The 20115-nt window shown below is 35.6% G+C and carries 26 protein-coding genes and 1 pseudogene; 4 read left to right on the forward strand and 23 right to left on the reverse strand.

The features are described from left to right. The 18 genes and pseudogenes from D8863_RS07450 to D8863_RS07535 all read right to left on the reverse strand — a co-directional run. A pseudogene (locus D8863_RS07450) lies at window positions 1-261 on the reverse strand (PoNe immunity protein domain-containing protein); the annotation flags it as partial. 15 nt (window positions 262-276) lie between these two features. Continuing rightward, a complete protein-coding gene (locus D8863_RS07455; RefSeq protein ID WP_142999475.1) occupies window positions 277-675 on the reverse strand; it encodes a hypothetical protein in 399 nt (132 codons plus the stop codon). 98 nt (window positions 676-773) lie between these two features. After that, on the reverse strand, window positions 774-902 hold the full coding sequence (gene imm48, locus D8863_RS07460) for an Imm48 family immunity protein (RefSeq protein WP_260469760.1): 129 nt from the start codon (window positions 900-902) through the stop codon (window positions 774-776). Window positions 903-911: 9 nt separating this feature from the next. Further along, window positions 912-1382, reverse strand: coding sequence for a hypothetical protein (locus D8863_RS07465; RefSeq protein WP_125441549.1), 471 nt, complete (start codon window positions 1380-1382; stop codon window positions 912-914). Between the two features lie 189 nt (window positions 1383-1571). Then, the gene (locus D8863_RS07470; RefSeq protein ID WP_125441550.1) at window positions 1572-2015 is read right to left on the reverse strand and encodes a hypothetical protein; all 444 of its coding nucleotides are present in this window, start codon (window positions 2013-2015) and stop codon (window positions 1572-1574) included. Then, window positions 2012-2467, reverse strand: a complete 456-nt coding sequence (locus D8863_RS07475; RefSeq protein WP_125441551.1) for a DNA/RNA non-specific endonuclease — start codon at window positions 2465-2467, stop codon at window positions 2012-2014. Before D8863_RS07475 ends, D8863_RS07470 begins: the two co-directional genes overlap by 4 nt. 336 nt (window positions 2468-2803) lie before the next feature. Beyond that, window positions 2804-3163, reverse strand: a complete 360-nt coding sequence (locus tag D8863_RS07480; RefSeq protein ID WP_125441552.1) for a hypothetical protein — start codon at window positions 3161-3163, stop codon at window positions 2804-2806. Beyond that, the gene (locus D8863_RS07485) at window positions 3135-3587 is read right to left on the reverse strand and encodes a hypothetical protein (RefSeq protein WP_125441553.1); all 453 of its coding nucleotides are present in this window, start codon (window positions 3585-3587) and stop codon (window positions 3135-3137) included. Before D8863_RS07485 ends, D8863_RS07480 begins: the two co-directional genes overlap by 29 nt. A gap of 198 nt (window positions 3588-3785) precedes the next feature. Then, window positions 3786-4445 (reverse strand): PoNe immunity protein domain-containing protein, encoded by a 660-nt coding sequence (locus D8863_RS07490; RefSeq protein WP_125441554.1) that lies wholly within the window; start codon window positions 4443-4445, stop codon window positions 3786-3788. A 15-nt stretch (window positions 4446-4460) separates the two neighbouring features. Then, window positions 4461-4637: a hypothetical protein gene (locus D8863_RS11075; protein ID WP_185761466.1), complete on the reverse strand. Its 177-nt coding sequence runs from the start codon at window positions 4635-4637 to the stop codon at window positions 4461-4463. 102 nt (window positions 4638-4739) lie between these two features. Then, complete coding sequence (locus D8863_RS07495) at window positions 4740-5393, reverse strand: PoNe immunity protein domain-containing protein (protein ID WP_125441555.1); 654 nt, start codon at window positions 5391-5393, stop codon at window positions 4740-4742. Between the two features lie 15 nt (window positions 5394-5408). Further along, entirely contained in the window at window positions 5409-7337 is a 1929-nt protein-coding gene (locus tag D8863_RS11255) for a type IV secretion protein Rhs (protein WP_260469761.1), read from the reverse strand. Continuing rightward, entirely contained in the window at window positions 7334-7729 is a 396-nt protein-coding gene (locus tag D8863_RS07505; protein WP_260469762.1) for a hypothetical protein, read from the reverse strand. Before D8863_RS07505 ends, D8863_RS11255 begins: the two co-directional genes overlap by 4 nt. After that, entirely contained in the window at window positions 7716-8414 is a 699-nt protein-coding gene (locus D8863_RS07510) for a DUF5081 family protein (RefSeq protein ID WP_125441556.1), read from the reverse strand. Before D8863_RS07510 ends, D8863_RS07505 begins: the two co-directional genes overlap by 14 nt. A gap of 2 nt (window positions 8415-8416) precedes the next feature. Continuing rightward, on the reverse strand, window positions 8417-8716 hold the full coding sequence (locus tag D8863_RS07515) for a WXG100 family type VII secretion target (protein ID WP_044020218.1): 300 nt from the start codon (window positions 8714-8716) through the stop codon (window positions 8417-8419). A 5-nt stretch (window positions 8717-8721) separates the two neighbouring features. Continuing rightward, window positions 8722-9123 carry an EsxC family T7SS substrate gene (locus D8863_RS07520; protein ID WP_125441557.1) on the reverse strand — a complete coding sequence of 134 codons (402 nt, stop codon included), beginning with the start codon at window positions 9121-9123 and terminating at the stop codon, window positions 8722-8724. A gap of 795 nt (window positions 9124-9918) precedes the next feature. Then, the gene (locus D8863_RS07530; protein WP_125441558.1) at window positions 9919-10866 is read right to left on the reverse strand and encodes an AEC family transporter; all 948 of its coding nucleotides are present in this window, start codon (window positions 10864-10866) and stop codon (window positions 9919-9921) included. Window positions 10867-10946: 80 nt separating this feature from the next. Further along, on the reverse strand, window positions 10947-12572 hold the full coding sequence (locus D8863_RS07535) for a malolactic enzyme (RefSeq protein ID WP_125441559.1): 1626 nt from the start codon (window positions 12570-12572) through the stop codon (window positions 10947-10949). Window positions 12573-12930: 358 nt separating this feature from the next. On the opposite strand from D8863_RS07535, the gene D8863_RS07540 reads away from it, so the two are divergent. Both D8863_RS07540 and D8863_RS07545 read left to right on the forward strand, forming a co-directional pair. Next, on the forward strand, window positions 12931-13281 hold the full coding sequence (locus tag D8863_RS07540; RefSeq protein WP_025168989.1) for a helix-turn-helix domain-containing protein: 351 nt from the start codon (window positions 12931-12933) through the stop codon (window positions 13279-13281). Window positions 13282-13408: 127 nt separating this feature from the next. After that, window positions 13409-14287 (forward strand): LysR family transcriptional regulator, encoded by an 879-nt coding sequence (locus D8863_RS07545; RefSeq protein ID WP_125441560.1) that lies wholly within the window; start codon window positions 13409-13411, stop codon window positions 14285-14287. A gap of 424 nt (window positions 14288-14711) precedes the next feature. Here D8863_RS07545 and D8863_RS07555 read toward each other — a convergent pair whose 3' ends face one another. The 4 genes from D8863_RS07555 to D8863_RS07570 form a co-directional block, all read right to left on the reverse strand. Beyond that, window positions 14712-14996: a hypothetical protein gene (locus tag D8863_RS07555; protein ID WP_260469763.1), complete on the reverse strand. Its 285-nt coding sequence runs from the start codon at window positions 14994-14996 to the stop codon at window positions 14712-14714. 69 nt (window positions 14997-15065) lie between these two features. Beyond that, the gene (locus tag D8863_RS11260) at window positions 15066-15200 is read right to left on the reverse strand and encodes a hypothetical protein (RefSeq protein WP_260467467.1); all 135 of its coding nucleotides are present in this window, start codon (window positions 15198-15200) and stop codon (window positions 15066-15068) included. A 43-nt stretch (window positions 15201-15243) separates the two neighbouring features. Beyond that, the gene (gene cadX / locus D8863_RS07565) at window positions 15244-15582 is read right to left on the reverse strand and encodes a Cd(II)/Zn(II)-sensing metalloregulatory transcriptional regulator CadX (protein ID WP_000711078.1); all 339 of its coding nucleotides are present in this window, start codon (window positions 15580-15582) and stop codon (window positions 15244-15246) included. Between the two features lie 11 nt (window positions 15583-15593). Continuing rightward, a complete protein-coding gene (locus D8863_RS07570) occupies window positions 15594-16208 on the reverse strand; it encodes a CadD family cadmium resistance transporter (RefSeq protein WP_042768951.1) in 615 nt (204 codons plus the stop codon). A 186-nt stretch (window positions 16209-16394) separates the two neighbouring features. Between D8863_RS07570 and D8863_RS07575 the strand changes: the two genes are divergently transcribed. Together D8863_RS07575 and D8863_RS07580 are read left to right on the forward strand one after the other, a co-directional pair. Next, entirely contained in the window at window positions 16395-17009 is a 615-nt protein-coding gene (locus tag D8863_RS07575; protein ID WP_125441562.1) for a DNA methyltransferase, read from the forward strand. Window positions 17010-17050: 41 nt separating this feature from the next. Then, on the forward strand, window positions 17051-17302 hold the full coding sequence (locus tag D8863_RS07580; RefSeq protein WP_049478373.1) for a DNA methyltransferase: 252 nt from the start codon (window positions 17051-17053) through the stop codon (window positions 17300-17302). 212 nt (window positions 17303-17514) lie between these two features. On the opposite strand, the gene D8863_RS07585 is transcribed toward D8863_RS07580, so the two are convergent. Next, window positions 17515-20028, reverse strand: a complete 2514-nt coding sequence (locus D8863_RS07585) for a Spaf_1101 family AAA-like ATPase (RefSeq protein ID WP_084880093.1) — start codon at window positions 20026-20028, stop codon at window positions 17515-17517. Window positions 20029-20115 lie beyond the last annotated feature (87 nt).

The raw sequence follows: 20115 nt of genomic DNA on the forward strand, positions 1-20115 counted from the left end.
AAAGGGAACTCCCTCTGAAGCAATAACTTTGAGATGAGACAGAACACCTCGATAATAGGGGAAAATCTCCTCTTTCGAAGCCCCTATAGAATAGGAAAGTTTCACTAGTTCTTCATTATCCAAAACCAAATCTTGATAATGGAACAACAAATACTTCTCCGAAATTTCATCTGTCATCTCGATATCTTCTCTTAAACGTTTTTGTATACGATTCAAACGTTTTTCAAAATACGCTCGATCTTTATGTTTATCTCTTATCATAACTTCTTCTTTCTACTATGGTTTAATGATATTCGCTTTGGCATCTAAATTATTAATCATAATGTCGCCATTCTTCCTAACCTTCACTAACTGATAACCTACATTATCAGTTTTCACTGCATGCTTAATTTCTTGATATTTCCTACCTCCGACCGCATCTTTCAAGCGATCTCCTATCCACTCACGGCTCATCTGCTTGATTTCCGGATTCTTCAAGTAACTTAAGCGAGCACTACCATACTTAGCTTCTGCGATGATATAGGGTAGGTGGCCGTTAGGATTATGGTAGACTCCGTCAATTCCATGGTGGGTGGCTCCGTCGATTTCTGTGGTCATGTCCAGACTGATGCGCTCATAACCCAGTCGACGATAGATCTCGTCCGTACTCATCTCGCCGTAGGTCCCTTTGCGCATATTACTGATCAGCTCAATAGTTCCGTCATCAACTTCCGATATAATTCCTCTTTCTACATTAAAAAATTGAGATAAATTTTGTTGTTTTAAAAATGACTCTATTCTTGTTTAATTGTTTCTATAATATATTTAAAATCGGCGGCTAATTCAACATATTTCTTCTCAACAAATAAATAATAAGCCTCAATCCCTCTGTGGATAATAGCATTTACAGTGTTTTCTTTCATGTTTTCTCCTTATAAAACCTTATAGTGCCCCTTGGTGTAACCGCAAGGAATGTAGCCTGCTTGATAAAGTTCATATATGTCATTATAGTAGACAGAGTCAACAGATGGACACTCTGCTTTTATCGTAAGGTATACTGCTAAACCTAAAATATCAAATTCGATTGTTGTTAGCATAGAGTCTGTGAGTTCCCCTGAAGAAACTAAATGATTTAACTCTTTCTTAATAGCAGGTATTACAAGTTCATCAGCAGAGTCAATTAATTGATTCCAATGTGAATAAATTTCATCTTCAAATTTAAATAAATATGAAGTTAAATCTCCTCGCTTATCCAAACAATAATTACCCCACTTCAAACTATTTATACTTTTTTCCGCATCTTTAAGTTTTTTTATCTGTTCTATTGGGATTTCAGTTTCTCTGCTTTCCTTTAAAAAGGGGAGCGAAATCAAATTTTTAATAATATCATCATATATTTTCATATATAACCTCTATTTTATTTTGGGAAGATTCATTTTCCCTGGTATTCTAGGAACAAATTTTTCAGCTGTTAGTCCATAAGAAATCTGCTGTTCTATAGCTTTGGATACAACATCCTTGGCTCGCGCCCAGTACCCCAGTCTTTTGTGAAAAGGCACTTAACTGAATATTAAGTGCCAATATCAAAAATATTATAGCTGATTTTCTTTTACTTCTTCAAACCATTTGTCAAACTCTAGATTTGGAAGCAACTCTTCATCCTTGTCATAACGTCCTTCATAGCTATAACGACTGTCAAGACTGTTTTTCTGAGCATCATAAATCAACCACATTTCAGTTGGGTGTTCACGATTGTACTCTTTACAGATTTCAATCATTGCTTCTATATCCTTTATGCCTTCTTTTAACAGGACTAATTGTAAATTTGTATCAACACTTAATTCTTCAGGTAAATATTTATTTACTTCGTGTTTACGAACGATGTAGTCATTAATCTGATAAAACACGTTATAGCTATACAGACTATCTGCTATAGCATAAATAAAAATTTTATCTGCCTGTCCATGAACATACTCCAGCGCAAGTGAAACCATACTTGACTGTACTTCCATAAATTTGTCTTCAAATTGTATCATTTCTTTATTCCCCCATTTATATTAAGTAGCTTCTCAGAAAACTGCTCACCATCAATCTTATAATTAACTTCAAAGCTAGTCGGTCTCATTGAAGAGCCCTCATAATTAATCTTAATATCCACTTCAATTTTCTTTGGTGGTTTGGATTTTAAAGCAGCTTCCCACTTACGTTCGATACGACGATATTCTTTCAGATTGACATCTTTAGCTTGTGAAATAACGTTATCCAACTCGGGTGATCCACCAAATAAATCTCCGAATATATGCCCTGCATGATCCCCAATTTCTTTATCCAGAGTCTTGGAGTTATGACGTAATCTGAGTTTATGGAGTTTTAGTTGTAAATCTTCGGCATACGCCCGATCAATACGCCCCAACTCATCAGTACGGTAAAGATAGTGGTGTTCTCCAGCCTCATATACAACATTAGGCTTGGGAACTTTTCCATCCATATGGCTTCCGTCTCTCAAGATCTCACTAGCATCTTCCAACCAATGTTTGGTATTCGAACCACCAAACCTACTGCCAGATTTCCCTCCTAGCTCCATCACATCATCTAGACTGCCATCTAGATTTTTCGCAAAAGCACTGAGATTATCTGCTAAATGTGTTAGCTTTCCTCCACGTTCTTCTGACTTCCATAGGCTAGACGGGCATTCTCATCAAAAAGAGCAGCCTCATAGCGTGCAACGGCTGATGGTCTCAGCTTACTGCCTAAGAATTTTCTTATAATACGTAATAGACAAAGCAAGAACTCTGTCTCTTATATTCTTTAATATAGAGAATGATTACTTATCGTCTGCATCAGAAACTTCATGAGCTTTTTTCAACAATTCTTCAAATTCTTTTTCGGAGAAATAGTGTCTCTTTCTATCTGTATCAATAAGAAGAAATTCTGGATTATCTCTTAAAAATTGTATGTTAGCATCTTCTTGGCTAATTTTTGATTTCCAAAATCCGAAATTAGCATAATTAATTAATTCTTCACCATCATGTTTTCCTGCTAAATAGCTATCTACTGCTTCTTTCGGGATTTCTTTAACAACCTCTGGCATGGTGATATTGAAAGTTGGATACTTTAAAATATACTTACCATTGGCTTCATAAATTTCTAACATATCACCTTTTTTTGTTGGTATTTCTTTCATTTTTTATTTCTTTGTACCATTCCATGAAAATATCGTAAGAGGTTAATGTGTCTGAGTTGGAATAAAATAAATCATAGGAATACTGTGCCTTAGCTTTTTTATTCACATTATCATATACCAATTTCAGTTGAGTTGGGGCTTGTTTTTTATCCTCTTGAAATAATGTTATAAGTCGCTCTAAATCATTTATTCCAATGTCTAAATATTGAAACATTCTATCTTTTGTTAAATTTTCTATACCAAGCTGGTCTAGTTTATTTATCGTATATACTTTGTTATCTTGAGCAAAAAAACTGTTAAAAGATAAGGAATTATTCTCATAGGAACCGTAAATATAGACAGTATCTATTTTGCCTTCTGCTAGTTCAAGAGCTAGACTAATCATATCTTTTTGAATTTCTGATAATTTATCTTCAAAAATCATTTTTTCACCTCTAATTTTCTATTATACTCTTAATTGGAACTCCGTCAATTATGTATCTCACTTCAAAACTATCCGGTCGAAACTGTTCCAGTACTATTGTCTCCTGCTTGAGGACCTCAGCCATGCTGTGGATGTCCGTGTAACAAAAAGAAAAGGAGGCTACATGTTTGACAAAAACTGGGTAGAAACCCAGTTTTCTTAGTTTTCTTGGACTAAAAGGTCATATGGGAAGTACTCTAGGTCTTTCAAGCGTTCGTCGTAGATTCCTTTGATTTTGCAGGTTGCGGCGGTGTCAAAACTCCAGTAGCCCTTATAGGTATCTTTTGTATGATTGTTATACCATGGGGCATCTGAGTGGCTATAGTACCAGAAACCCTGTGCCTTGGCTACACTCTCATAAGTGTCCTCTATCATATTTTGATACTCTAGAATCGAATGGAAAGGAACTACCTTGTCATGGAATAGATAAACCATGTAGTATTCAATCAAGCCATCTGTGTGGTCAATCTGCTCATAAATAGCCTTCAAATCATCTAGAAACTCTTCCTTGCGCTCACTGTAAAGAACTCCCAGGGCAAAGACATCAACTGCACGATAAAAGGGGACTCCCTCCGAAGCAATAACTTTGAGATGAGACAGAATACCTTGATAATAGGGGAAAATCTCCTCTTTCGAAGCCCCTATAGAATAGAAAAGTTTCACTAGTTCTTCATTATCCAAAACCAAATCTTGATAATGGAACAACAAATACTTCTCCGAAATTTCATCTGTCATCTCGACATCTTCTCTTAAACGTTTTTGTACACGATTCAAACGTTTTTCAAAATATGCATGATCTTTATGTTTGTCTCTTATCATAACTTCTTCCTTCTACTATGGTTTAATGATATTCGCTTTGGCATCTAAATTATTAATCATAATATTGCCATTCTTTTGGATTTTAACAAGCTGTGCTTGAACATCACCAGTTTTGTAAGCTTTTCTAATTAAGTCATAATGTTCTTCTCCGACCGCATCTTCCAAGCGATCGCCTATCCACTCACGGCTCATCTACTTGAGGACCTCAGCCATGCTGTGGATGTCCGTGTTAACATAAAGAAAAGGAGGCTACATGTTCGACAAAAACTGGGTAGAAACCCAGTTTTCTTAGTTTTATTGGACTAGAAGGTCATATGGGAAGTACTCTAAGTCTTTCAAGCGCTCGTCATAAATTCCTTTGATCTTGCAGGTTGCGGCGGTGTCAAAACTCCAGTAGCCTTTATAGGTATCTTTGGTATGGTTGTTATACCATGGGGCATCTGAGTGGCTATAGTACCAGAAACCCTGCGCCTTGGCTACACTTTCGTAAGTGTCCTCAATCATATTTTGATACTCTAAAATCGAATGAAAAGGAACTATCTTGTCATGGAATAGATAGACCATGTAGTATTCAATCAAGCCATCTGTGTGGTCCATCTGCTCATAAATAGCCTTTAAATCATCTAGAAACTCTTCCTTGCGCTCACTATAGAGAACTCCCAAGGAAAAGACATCAACTGCACGATAAAAGGGAACTCCCTCGGAGGCGACTTCTTTTAAATTGGAGAGAATCCCTTGATAATAAGGAAAGAGTTCCTGAACATCCTTCCCTAGAGAGTAGCCAACCTTTAATAGACTTTCATAGTTAATGACCATGGATCTAAAATGATGCTCGTAATACTCTGGATTTATATCAGGAAATTGTTCTATCTTCCGTTGTAATGAACCCGAATACCATTCAAATGCTTCTTGGAAATATTCCTCTGTTTTGATTCTATCTCTTATCATGTATTAACTCCTTGTCTATGGGCGGATAATATTCGCCTTCTTATCGAGATTATTTATCATAATGTCGCCATTCTTCCTAACCTTCACTAACTGATAACCTACATCTCCGCGCTTCATTGCTTCATCAATTTTTTCAAAATTTCTAGCTCCTACCGCATCTTCCAAGCGATCCCCTATCCACTCACGGCTCATCTGCTTGATTTCCGGATTCTTCAAGTAACTTAAGCGAGCACTGCCATACTTAGCCTCTGCAATGATATAAGGTGGGTGACCATTAGGGTTGTGGTAGACACCATCAATCCCATGATGGGTGGCTCCGTCGATTTCTGTGGTCATGTCCAGACTGATGCGCTCATAACCCAGCTGACGATAGATCTCGTCCGTACTCATCTCGCCGTAGTTCCCTTTACGCATATTACTGATCAGCTCAATAGTGCCGTCATCAACCTCTGATATGATCCCTCTTTGCTTGAGGACCTCAGCCATGCTGTGGATGTCCGTGTTAAAAACAACATCCCCCTCTTTCATCGCCTTTACCCACTCATCTTTAGTTACGTATAGAGCATTTCTTGAACGGAGTCTATCCAGTCGGGTGTTTTCTACATGTTTCGCTTTAGAAGCCAGATTGTCCAGGCTCTTTCCTAGACCTGTATCTCCCAATTTCACGGTTGTTTTCTCAATTGTAGAGAACCCTTGTATATTGGCAAAACCAACAGGCGCTACCTGCCTCGTTCGGATAGTCGGTACTTCCAAAGTAAACTGCTTGGCTCGCTCCAGTCCTTCTTGGGCAGCCTTGCTTAGATTTAGGAGGCCTTCGTCTACTGTATTTTGTAAGTGACGGGCGAGTTGTTTTCGATAGGTCGGCAAGGAGTGGTAAATATTATCCCCCAGCCCCTTGGTCTTCTTCAAGAGCCCTTTAAAGGTATCGAAATTCTTAGCGCCTTGTTCGACGCCTTCCTTCACCGCTGTTTTGATACTAGTCTTAACAGCGGTGAGGCCTGCAGTCTTTCCTGTCTTGGCCAAGCCACTGAGGTATTTACCTGCTGGGATCAAGTCAAGCAGGGCAAAAAAGCCCCTCGTAGCTCTCTCATTCCCGTCTAGCTCGCGGCCAGTACCCCAGTCCTTACCAGAAGCGGCAGAGTACATTTCCGCTGCTGCTACGACCGTTGATAGAACCGCACCGGCAGGAGGGCAGAAGATATACAAGACAACTGTGGCCGCGGTCAGAGTCAAATCTCGCCACATCTCTGTAGTGGACTTTTCATCATCAATCGATACATATTCGAAAGATCGGGTTTGGTGCATAACTTGGACATATTCCGTCTCCGTCAGTCTGCTATCCTTATATTCCTTACTCTTCTTATACTCCTCATAGCTTTTCTTCAGTGACGCCTTATAAGGACTATCAACCTTGTAAAGCTCGTCAATCCCTATCTCAGGTGGGGTGACTTCCTTGGTACCGACAGGATGGCCATAAGGATCTTTCACAGGCTCGATCCGCTTATAGCCAATCTTGTTAGTCGTTTTATACTTTTGAATGTTAAGGGCTTCAAGTTTGGCTCCGACTTTGTCCATAGCCTCATAGAAGGGGCGGTCGATTTTCTTATTGATGTAGGTGTTCACATTCTCGGCATACCGCTCCAAGGTAGAGAGTTTGGCTTGCAGAGTTTGGGCAGTGCTGGTTTCATCGTGATAAGTATAGGAAACAACACCGTCCGTATCCTTTTCCTTGATGAGTTTCTGGACCTTTTCAGAAATCTTGACCAGATCCTCCACCCGTTTGGCAAATCCAGTCGAAGTTGTTCCCGTACTATAGCTCCCTGCTTGAGCATTTGTGTAATTTCCATAGCCACTGCTAGAGACTGTGGCATTTTCAGTGAGGCCTGTCAGGGCTTGTTTCATCGTCTTCCAGGTCGATGAATGAAGTTCTACGTCTTTGGTCATTGGTCACCTCGCGGAATCATTCCCAGAGTTTCTAAGTTTTGTACGAGAGCTGGATCAGCAACAAGACCATTTATAAAATCATCTCTAAGCTTGGTATCTTGTTCGATCATTTGCCCCATCATACTTAAAATCTCACTATTGGCACGTCGGTATAGGTCTCCGACTTCATTCACTTTATTAAGCATATCAGCATAGTGGTCCATTGCTTTTGAAGCTTCTCCACCCTCATAATATTTCGTTTCAGATAGGCTCTTTAATTTTGGAGCTAAGTTATTTTGAAATGAAATTTCAATATTGGTGATGTAAGACATGATTGTATGCATTTCATCAGGATTCATGGTGATTTCTTGAGTACCACCAGCCCCCAGTACAGTCGTTTCAGTCACTACCATTTTCAAAATCCTCCTCCCTAAACGGAATGGCAAGCCAGCTATATAATCTCTCAAGGAAATAGTATTGGCTAAAGCGGTATAACTCTTCTTGATTCACATCAAATCCCAATAGTTGGCCCTCTTCTTCAACGAATAGATACGAAGCTGTTAATAATGCTGCGTGTCTGGTCTCGCACATTTGTTCCAAAGGATAATACTGTACCATCAGTGCTCGATCTGATGCTAAAGCCGTTTCGATATCAGAAGTTAGCTGCTTTCTTTCAGTTAGAAAATCAACCTCATCATCCAGAGAAATCCTTGTCACCAATGGAAGCTTATCTTGCAGCAGCAATAAGCGACTCATAGGACTAATCTTGACAAGTTGATATCCCTGACCAGTATCTACGATTAGGATAGAAAAGTTACTGTCTCGGCATTGCATGAAATAGAAATTATTTAGAATGACCAAAGTTCTACCCAAGCAATATTCTTTTAGAGTCTCAACTATGACAAACCCTGCTTTTGTTAGTGAACCATCCTCATTCACCAAACCTTTTTTCTCAAGTTCCTCTTTAGCTATCGTCCATATGAGTTCAGAAGCAGTGACAATATCATCTAGCGTGGGCAATCCGGGCATCAATTCCCCATCAAAGGCACCGATCAAATAATGGAGTTCATGAATAGAAAACGTTTCTTTATGTGACATATTTACAACCCCTTTATTGATGCAACTTCTGATGAGTTATTGTAATTATCAATTGATTTTTTCAGACCAGAGACTGCTTTTTCATGTTCTTGCATGATAGACCTTAGATCCTTATGGTATTTATGGATAATATCTAAATAGGATTCAAAAGCTACCTTAGTTTTTCCTGACCACTTGGCAGATTGGAGATAAGTTTTTAATCGGGTAACCGTTTGATAAGAGTTCGTCAATTCTTGATTGATCTCTTTTGAAAGCTTAATAGCTGTCTCCAAATCCTTATATTTGATTTTCAAATCCGCCATAAATCTTACCTCCGTCTTTTATTTCTATTTTTACGTTCCTCAGCTTGACGTCTTGCTTCAGCTTCTCGCTCTTTACGCTCTTCCTCAGCTAAGCGGTCATAGTATTTATATCGTTCATAGGCTGCATCAACAGCACTCGATAAGCTTTTTGCATCACTAGACTGATTAGTTCGTACAGTATCAACTTTTCCTTTTACTCGACCTTCGCTATCACTAAAAACATCCTCTGGAATAAAACTTGTACTCATTGAAGGTCGAGAGTTATTATAGCTATCAACTTTTCCTTCCATCGCTTTTAATTTTTCCTCAAAGCTTTTTAATTGACTGTTCAAGTCGTTATACAATGCTTTATATTGTTCCCTTTTCTTTTCTGTGTCTGTTCCAAACCACGCGGCCCATAATGACATACTGAGTAGCCTCCTTCTAAAACATTCTGCATTAAAACAAGCGAAAGCATACCACGAATTCATCAAGTAAGAAGAGATAGTATGATCCCTCGAATAAAGTCGGGTAACACTTTAAAAATATTCTCATTTTATTTTATCATATTTTCTAACTATTTAAAATCAAATGAAAAAGGTTCTAATGCTGTTCAGTACAGAATTAGAACTTTCAATGATTTTTTCCAACTTTTGAAGCAATACATAACAGTACATTAAGGAAAATATTTTTTTCAAATAATCCACTAAAAATAAATTCAGGAAACCGTAATCGGTCTGTTCTTATTAATATTCCTAATGATTTAAAGGTTTTCAATAACGATATGAAGAGCTATTTCAAAAAACACGAAAAAGCACCCATAGGGCAAACCTGCGAGTGCTTTGAAACGTTGATAGTATCGTATTGATTAAGGTTTTGAGGCAACTGACTTTGTCAGATCGCAGCCACATTTGTAAGCGACTAAAGTCGCAACAACTGTGTCAATTGCACCCATTTAGTATGAAAATATAAAAAAGAACACCTCGAAAGGTGCTCTTTGTAAGTATAGTAATTCTCTCGAATGAACGTTTACTAAATTGTGATGCTTTACGGGCTTTCTTAAGACCTGGTTTGGAAAGTATGGTTTCAGTTGGACTAAAAACAGCACAATATCAAGGATTTTAAGAACAATATCTACTAATTAATTTCATAAAATATGAATTAAGAGATTTTAAATAGGGGAATTTCTTAACGCATAACTTTCAATCCTATCCTCTTCCTTCTTATCCTAATAAAGTTTGTAATATCGGAATAACAACGATAAATAGAACCGTACTTAGAGTCACCACATTCGTAGAGAATTCCACATCTCCTTTTCCCTGATTAGCAAGAATCGGAAGAACAGCTAAAGCTGGTGTAGCAGACTGAATCATAAAGGTTTTAAATTCAGCCGTTACCATATTTGGTGCAAAGAACTTCAATACAAGAAGCATGATTAGAGGAGCTAGGATAAAGCGTCCAACTAAAGTGACAATTGTATCTTTATCAAAAGTAATGGTATTCAAGCCTGCCTTTGCAAGAACGATACCAATATAAATCAGAGATAGGGGAGTGACGATATTTCCAACATAGGTTAAGGTATTCGTTGCGAAATCTGGAATAGAGATTCGGAGAATCAAAAATAGCAGAGCCACAAGAAAACCTACAAGCGGAGCTGGTAGCAATTTCTTCCAGTCAAATTTAGTTGTCTCCTTGCTTTGACCCGATTTACTGTCGCTCGTCATCAAATACACGCCCAATGTCCAGGTGGAAATCGTATTGGTGATATAGTAAATCAAGAAATAAGGAAGAGCCTGATCCCCAAAAAGAGCAACGTTTAAAGGTAAACCAATAAAAATAGTATTGGCATTCACAAAGGTATTAATCATGGTTCCTCGCCGTCCTGGAAGAACCTTGAAAACCACAACTGCAATATAAGCTACGATATATCCCATGATAAAGGCTACAAAAGTATAAAGGAGACCTCCAGAAAGACTGATTAGTTTATCTAGTGTTAGGTATTTCATCACCGACACAAAGATTGATGCTGGCAAGGCTACATTCATGATCAAACGAGATAGGTTAGGTCCAAAGGCATCTCCAAACCATCCCTTCACCTGAAGAATATACCCCAAAACAATGATAGCGATAATCGGAATGATACTCGTAATCGAAGTTAAAAAGAGTGACATAGGTATCCTTTCTAAATTACTTAAGTCCACAGCCCATACAAATCTGTCGCTATAGAAGGATAGACAGCAACAGGAATGAATTATCTATACTCTGGATACCACTTCAAATCACGAACGGCTTTGGCCATATCTGTTTCCTTAGCACGCGCAAGACCTTGTTCTTGTGCTTTTTTAGCGACTGCTTCTGCTACTTTAATAGAAACATCTGCTACATACTTGAATGGTGGCAAGACAGGAGCTCCTGGTTGGCCTGGATTGACAATACCACTCAATGAATGAGCCGCTGCTCCAATCATTTCATCAGTTAAAAGACTTGCTTCAGAAGCCAGCATACCTAGACCAAGACCTGGGTAAATCAAGGCATTATTGGCTTGACCAATCACATAGTCGACACCTTTATAAGAAACCGTATCAGCAGGAATTCCTGTTGCGACAAAAGCTTTGCCATCTGACCATTCAATCAAATCTTTGGCACTAGCTTCAGCTAGTTTGGTTGGATTTGACAAAGGGAAGATCATCGGACGCTCTGTATTTTCACACATAGCCTCTACTATTTCTTTAGTGAAGGTATTAGGTTGAGTCGAAGTTCCTACAAGAATGGTTGGCTTCACAGTCTTCACTACTTCAAGCAGGTCAGTCAACTTGTCTGCGTTACTAAAGTCAGCACGTTTCTTAGCAAACGGTTTTTGTTCAGGAGTTAGGTCATCCATGTCATCAAAGAGAAGACCTTGTTTATCAACCATAAAGAAACGTTTATAGGCTTCTTCTTCAGAAAGACCTTCACTCACCATTTCACGAAGAACACGAGAGGCAATTCCTGCACCCGCAGTCCCACCACCATAGCAGAGATAAACTTGATCTGTTAATTTTTCACCACTAATATCCAGTGAACCAAAGATACCACCCAAGGTAACGATTCCTGTGCCTTGAATATCATCATTAAAAGTTGGAATTTGTTTCCGGTATTTTTCAAGAATATTGGCAGCATTCAAGCGGCCGAAGTCTTCCCAGTGAAGGTAGAGTTTAGGAAAGAGACGTTCTGCTGTTTGAACGAATTGGTCAATGAAGTCGTAGTAACGATCTCCGCGAACCCGTTCGTGACGATTCCCTAAGTAATTAGGATTGTTACGAAGTTCTTCACGGTTAGTCCCTGCATCAATGACTAAAGGAATAACCATAGAAGGATCGATTCCAGCAGCACCCGTGTAGACCATCAATTTCCCAACTGAAATATCTACCCCATTTGTTCCCCAGTCACCGATTCCAAGGATTCCTTCTGCATCTGTTACAACAATGAGACGAATCTCGCGATTCCCAGCAGCATTTTTCAAAGTGGCTTCAATGTTTTCAGGATGATTGATATCAAGATATCCCGCATATTGTGGATCTACAAAGAGATCACTATAGCCTTCAATGGTATCTGCAATAGTTGGATCGTATACAATAGGATTGAATTCCTCCAAATGTTGAGAAAAGAGGTAATAGAAAAGAGTCCGGTTGGTATTAAAAATTTCCATTAGGAAAAGACGCTTTTCCAAATCATTGGCTTTTGTTTGCATCTGTGCATAAGTTTGCGTCGCTTGCTCTTCAATCGTTTGAACATACGGTGGCAGTAAACCAATAAGACCTAGTTCCTTTCGCTCCTCTAAGGTAAAGGCAGTACCTTTATTGAGGAAAGGATTGTTTAAAATATCATGTGCAGTCATAGTGCAACCTCCTTTTTACTTCTATTATACCACTTAAAACGAATTGTTCGGAAAACTTTGTTGTTTAAAAAATACTATTGTGTACGCATATGTTATAATGAGTCTACGAAGGCAATTTTCTAATAAGCTCTTTATACTTAAAACGCTACTGTTAATGACACTTTAAGTTGTTATATTTTATAAAGTTCTGGACTCATAAAACTCTCAATGATCACTCTTTACTAAAAGTTTCGAGTAAAAGAAACTAATCATACAAATTGGCAATCCGAATTAAAATAAATATTATATAAGTTTGTTATACAATACTTTGTATTTTTTAAGATGTTTTTTTGTCATGCAAAACTTGTATTCTATTTATATGACGAATAAAAACTATTTACAACAATATATTTCCCAAAAAGTGAAATATTTTCGAACACAGAAAAAAATGAGCCAGGAAGAACTTTCGGAACAAGCAGGACTTGGGCTTAAGTATATCAATCAACTTGAAAACCAAAATGTGAATCTGACCATTCACAGTCTTGAAAAAGTGATTGTCGCCCTAGAGATGACCCCAGAGGAATTTTTCAATTTTGATAGCCTTGAATCAACCTCTGATAAGACCGACAATCTTTCACTCAAAAGAATCAACATGAAGATTAAACAGCTCCCTATTGATAAACGAGAAAAGATGTTGGTCATTTTTGAAAGTATCTTAGATAACCTTTGATATCCCTGACTCACTTACATTTTAACCGGTGAATACTCGTATAGTCAAATTGTAGGATACGGATAAAAAGTATTTATCTGGTGATTTCCACTTATTTTCCTTCTCCAACTAATGAAAGTGAGCCCATATGAATTTAAAAGATCTACAATATTTTTATGACCTCTGCCAGCTTCAATCCTATACGGAAGTAGCAAAACAACATAAAGTCAGCCAACCATCTATTTCTTATGCCATCAAGCGCTTAGAGGAATCTTTTAATTGCAAATTGATTCACCATGATCCTTCACATCGCTCCTTTAAACTAACTAATCAAGGACAAATCCTTCTGAGGCATACAGAACTGATTTTACCTGAGGTCATTTCTACTCGCAAAGAAATTAATCGCTCTTTGGCGCATTGCTCTACTGTAGGATTCCCTCCTATTATCATTCAGTATCTTTTCTCTGTCTTAAATAAAGAAACTGAATTTGATTTTTTAAAAAAGGTACGTCCTATTCGTGGTGGATCTGTAGAATTATTAAATCTTCTCCTTAAGGGAGAACTAGATGCGAGCTTACTCGGATTGATTGAACCACTCAATCATCCTTCAATAGAGACACATGAACTCTTTCATAAAGAACTGTATGTCGTTTTATCTAAGAACCATCCTCTTGCCACTGCTCCTTCCCTTGCTTTTGCAGAATTAGTAGATCAATCCTTTATACTCTTAGACGAACACTTTGTTCATCTAAAAGCTTTTGAACTACTTAATCAAAAGCATCAAAACAAGGCAGAAATATTCTTTAAGACTGATGACATTGTCATTCTTAAAGAACTTTTAAAGAAAGGGATTGGCGTTAGCTTACTGGCTGATATCGCCCTTTCTGATGAAGATGATGATTTAATAAAAATCCCTCTAATACCGGAGGACCATATAACATTTACAGTTTATTACGCTTATCTCAAATCAGCTACACTGTCATCAGAAGTAGAAGCCTTATTTAATCTCATTAAATCATATGAATAGAAAAAAACTCTAACTATCAACTACCTGATAGCTAGAGTTTTTTACATTATAGGTATTAGACTAAAGCACGAAGAAATAGGATATGATCGCCGAATCTTTTCATTTACCTGATATCATTCAACGAGATTCCCAATTATAAATCTACAAAGTGTCGATAAAAAAGAACACCCCGAAAGATGCTCTTTGTAAGTATCGTAATTCTTTCGAATTAACGTTTACTAAATTGTGATGCTTTACGAGCTTTCTTAAGACCTGGTTTGGAAAGTATGGATTTCAGTTGGACTAAAAACAGCGTAATATCAAGGATTTTCTGAACAATATCTACTTTTTAATTTCATAAAATCTGAATCAATAGATTATAAATAGGGGAATAGTTTAGGTCTCTAAGCATTAAAATAATACACCTAACTTTGGTCACCGTTTTTTAGTTATTCACTCTTTTTTCGGATAGTGTTTTTAAAGTTATGATGTAAAATGCCGCAATTAAAACACTATACATCATAATCTGAGGATAGACAATTAAAGATAGAATCAATCCCACTCCTTTAATTATTAGGTCAGGTATCAATAACTTTCTATATTGTGCGGTAGCTTCAAGTAATTCTTTCTGATCTATATTGGGTTTATCAATTACTTTATGTAAAAACCAGTTTGCTACCGTTGAAACAATAACAATCAGTCCATAAAAGAGCTGTGCCGTATGATTCATGAAATGACTACTAACTATTCCAGTAGCATAGGGCATAAATGAAACAAAAAATAAAAGATACAAATTCTTTCAAATTTCTCCCTTTTCAACTTGGCTAACTTGACCTGCATTACCTAGGTTGCTTTGCTTTAAATTATACTTTTTTCTTAAACATTTGATACGAGTAGGTATTTCTTGTGAGTAATTTTCATCAAAAAATTTCATATATAATCTCCCTATAATCATGGAAAAGTAGTAAAAATAGTTGTTATCCTAGTTGATTAAAAAAATCTCTGATTTCCTCATCTTTTATAAAATAATATATAATTTTCCCCTCTCTTCTAGTATCCAAGATGTTTTGATTGGCTAGTTTACGAAGATGGTGGGAGGCAGATGCCATACTGAGATTTAGTAAACAGGCTATATCACAGACACAGAGTTCTTCGACGGCAAGGAGATAAAAGATGATATTTATCTGTTTATTATCGGTAAACTTTGATAAAATACGAAGTGATTTTTGGACTTTTTCCTTTTCAAGGTAGTTCGTTGCGGTTGTAACATTTTGTTGATTAATAACATCCACTTGGCAGATACTATCTTTTTTCATAATTTTTTCTCCTAGCCGAACACAGTCCTTAGCATATCAAAGCTGTTGTTTTCAATCAGGATATACATCCCCAATCCTAAATAAACAACGGCAATAAACCATCTGCTATATTTTTCCAAAGTTTCTCCAACAGAAGGGACTTGTGCCAATTTTTGGGCAGAAAAAACCAAGAGATAAATCATGACTAGAAAGGTAAGTAAAGCCACTATCAAATTCGCTAAATTTAAGGTAATAAAATATGGGACAAAAACACCAATATTGTCAGCACCACAACTTGCAAAAGTAATCATAGCGACTAGAAAAATCAGGTTTTTATCATCTTTGCGCAAACTATCTTTTGCAATAGCTTCTCCATCAGAATCTCCTAAAAGCAAAACTTTGAGTCCTAGGAAAATTGGAATCAAACCGAGCAAACCTAAAATCTCTTTACTAGGAATATAATTTAAGACAAATGCAAAAAGTAAACTTAGCAATATTAGACTAACAGAGCCTAGAAATTGTCCTAAATAGATGTTAATGATGTCTTTTCTGCTTTTTCTTTTGGCAAAAAATAACATTAGGATAATAAGTAAGTCTACGGCTGTCCCAGAATACAGGATTATTGAAGTAACAACATTTTGAATCATAAAACACCTCATTCAAATATATTTTTGAATGTATTCTAACATTAAACTTTGTAGATGTCAACTTAAAATCCACCAATTAATAATTGCATGTCAATATTTGTATTGTGAAACTAGTTTCAGAAATATATAGTCTTAAAGTATGTCCACTGCCAATGGTTTTTTCAATATTTAAGAGGAGATTTATAATTGAACAAGTTTAATCGTAATCTAAAATGTTTAAAACCTAGTAATTCTAAGGAAGATTTGTACCACGAATTTCATAACTCTGATTGGTTTAAAAAATACATGTTACAAAATTATCACCGTGGTTCACTGAAGGAAGCTAGTAAAATTGATAAAGCAACTATTTATTGTGGTAATGCACTCGATGTATTACACGTATTAAAAAATGATTCTATTTCCGCAATTGTTACTTCTCCTCCTTATTATAATGCAAAAGAATATTCAAATTGGCCCAATATATATTACTTCCTATATGACATATATAATATAGCTCTTGAACTCTTCAGAACGTTAAAAGATGGAAGTTCAATGCTATTTAATATATTCGACTATTTTGATAACGAAAGAATTATTGCACAATCCGCAATGGGAAATAAAAGAATGATTCTTGGAGCTTATATGTTGGATATTTTTGAAAAAATTGGTTTTAGAATTGATGGAAATATCATTTGGGATAAAGGGGAAATCCAAGGAAACCGGAATTTTAATCAAGGAATTTTAGGCCCATATTATCAATCACCACTTAATTGTTGGGAACATATATTTATCCTTTCCAAAAAAAAACTTCTAATACTATAAAACTTCACTCGAATATAATACAACTACATCCAGTAGTCAAAATGGTAAAAGAAAAGAATATTTTGGGCCATACCGCTCCATATCCATCAAAAATCCCTAGTATGATTATTGAATATTTAAATAAAAACGATACTGTCTTAGATCCTTTCCTTGGCAGTGGAACTACTTGTGTTGTTGCTAATAGTTTTGGTGTGAATTCTATCGGTATTGAGTTAAACGAGAACTATTATACTTTATGTAAAAACATAATAAAAGAAAGCACCAATGAACAACTTAATTTATTTAATTTTTAGAGTAGTATACAAGCTATTCTATCTAAATTAGTATAATAGATCATTGCTCTAAATTTAGATATATCTTAGTAGTTCATTATAAAATTTAATATTAAAAAGAGCCTGGGACAAAATAGTTCTCAACCACAAAAAGCTAGAGATTTCCAATTGCGGAACTCTAGCTTTTTAATTTTGAGTCGTTCTCTTATTCTGAAAGTTATACACTAAACATTTTACAGTTTATTTATATCAATTACACGTTTATATATTTTCACCTTATGCTCAAACGATTCTTTGCCACCTTCAAGGTAGTTTACAATGTGTTTTTTTATTTTATCGTCACTTGGATATCCACTTTGTTCAACCCATCCATGTTCTCCATCCGATTCCATCAAAATAACTAAATCAGACATTGCATTTGTTACTATTGTTGCGTTGTGAGTGGCTATAATAATCTGACGTTTGTTTTTAACATCTCGTAATATCTGCACTAAATTATTGTATATATATCGTGAATCTAGATTATCTTCTGGTTGGTCTATAAGTAATGGTCGATTATCATTTGTGAATTCTGAATAGGCAAGAATAAAATCAAGCATGGCAACTACCTTCTGACCTAAACTTAAACGTGTTACCTCCTTAAAAATTATTTTCTTGTTTCCATCTGTCACTTTGGAGTTGATATTAAATTCAAGATATAAATTTTCACAATTATTATAAACATCCTCTAAATATAGCTGAATTAAATTAATATTAACTTTATTCCAGAGCTCAAAAATTTCATTCAATAACATATCGTCTGCTTCTTTTAGATATACATCATCATTCAACCTACTATTTTGGGCAAATTTTTTTATTGAATATTCACCCTTGAGGTTCCTATTATTCATTAAGTCTACAAAAGTCGCAAAACCACTTCTATCAAAAATCATTGAAAAATAATCGATGATTTCCCCACATGTTAAACGATATCCTTGAAACGAATTATCTAAATTTTTCCCCTCAGGGAAGAACCAAAAATAAAAATTTTCAGGTAATACAAATTTTTTTTGTTGACTATACAATATTTGTAGCTTCCCTGATTGATTATCATTGAATGGACTTATTAGTGATAATATTTTATTTTTTTGTTCTTCTAATCGCTTATCTTCATTCAGAATGAATTGGTCAATTTCGCCTGTTGAAGATATTTTACTAGAAACTTGATATTTTTTTATACTCTTTTTATCTTTAGCTATTACTTCATACAAATAATCACTTATTCTGTCATCACTAGCAATATTTACAAGTTGATTTACTGAATATCTATTATCAAACATTTGGTCTATTAAGCTTAATTTCTTTTGTTTGGAAACTTTACTAAGTTGAGCACTCTCTTGAACTTCATATATTGATAAATATTGTTCTCTAATTTTCTCCGTTAAACGACTTTCATAATACCAATAACTTGATGTAGCTTTTGTTTTAACGTCAAAAGTGTCATATATGTCTTCCTCATTCTTCTGAGTAGGTAAATTTAACTCAACCAAATATTCTTTCTTTGACATCTCATACAAAATATATACCCTTGAGTGTTGAGAGAGAAATTCAAATTTTTGTTTCGTATCTGCTTTTTGAGACAATACAAATTGAATCAAATCTAAAATCGTACTTTTTCCAGTTCCTCTTCCTCCAATTAAACAATTTAGGGATTCCGAAAATTTAATAACAAATTCTGAATTATTCTTTAGCAGGTACGAGTTACTGAGAGTTGGTACATATATTCCACGTATAGCTTTCGCCTTGCTGATTTCTGGATTCATTAGTTCAATGGATACATCATATTCTGATAAAGCTTCTCGGAGCTGTTCATAGTTTCTTTTACTAAATTTTATCCACATCGGATTAATTGAATGTTCCTCGACACAATGTGAATCATTGTCAAGAATAAATGATGGTACATTCTTTTTTAAATATTTCGTAAGATAGCTATTGATATCATCTATTTTGGCAATATTTGATACGCCTATGAATCGAGCGTAAGCCTTAGAAAAAAGTTTTTTCTTGTAAGCATTTGAAAAATGCCCCTCTTTAAATACATCTGAACTATTCATATGAGCTATGTAGGCAAAACAATCTTTATAGATAAATTTCTCCAATACTTCCAAACTCGCCTTAAAAGATCCTTCCTTGATACTCATTAGATTAAAGTTAAGCCATTTTTGAATGAAACTAGCTTTACTGTTAGGAAAAGCTACCAGCACATGCACCTTATCTGCACAAGAAATTTCCACTCCGTTTATTACTTCAATATATTCTTTACATTTATTCTGAAATAAATCAGATACTAATTTAATAGCTGTCTTTAATTTTTCTATACCTGATATAGTATTATGATCCGAGACTACAACAACCGATATATTTTCATTGTAAAGACTTTGAGCAATAGTTAAAAAGGCAACTTGTTCTTTTTCGCTACTGAATCCATTCATAAAATAGTTTTCATATAAAACCTTTTCCCCTTTATCTATTTGAAGAAAGTCTTTTGGAAATATTTTTTGATTTCTAATCTCTTTAATATAGTCATCAATAGTTAAATTATTCCAATCATTCTCTGGCAAGTCTTTCCATTTTTTAAATAATCTATAATCATGAGATTCTGGAGTATGTACATGAAACAATGTCTTACGGTAACTACCAAATTTATTTTTTTCGCCACGAATTGTCTTATATGCTCGTTCTGCTTCTAAGTTAATTTTTTTGCTCATCTATTTCCCTCCTTTAGCAGTTCTCAATATATCAATGACTTATCTAGAATACTTTTTTCTATTATTGCCTATTAACAAATTCAATAT

It is taken from the genome of Streptococcus oralis, from assembly GCF_003943825.1.
In the GTDB taxonomy this organism is placed as follows: Bacteria; Bacillota; Bacilli; order Lactobacillales; family Streptococcaceae; genus Streptococcus; species Streptococcus oralis_CD.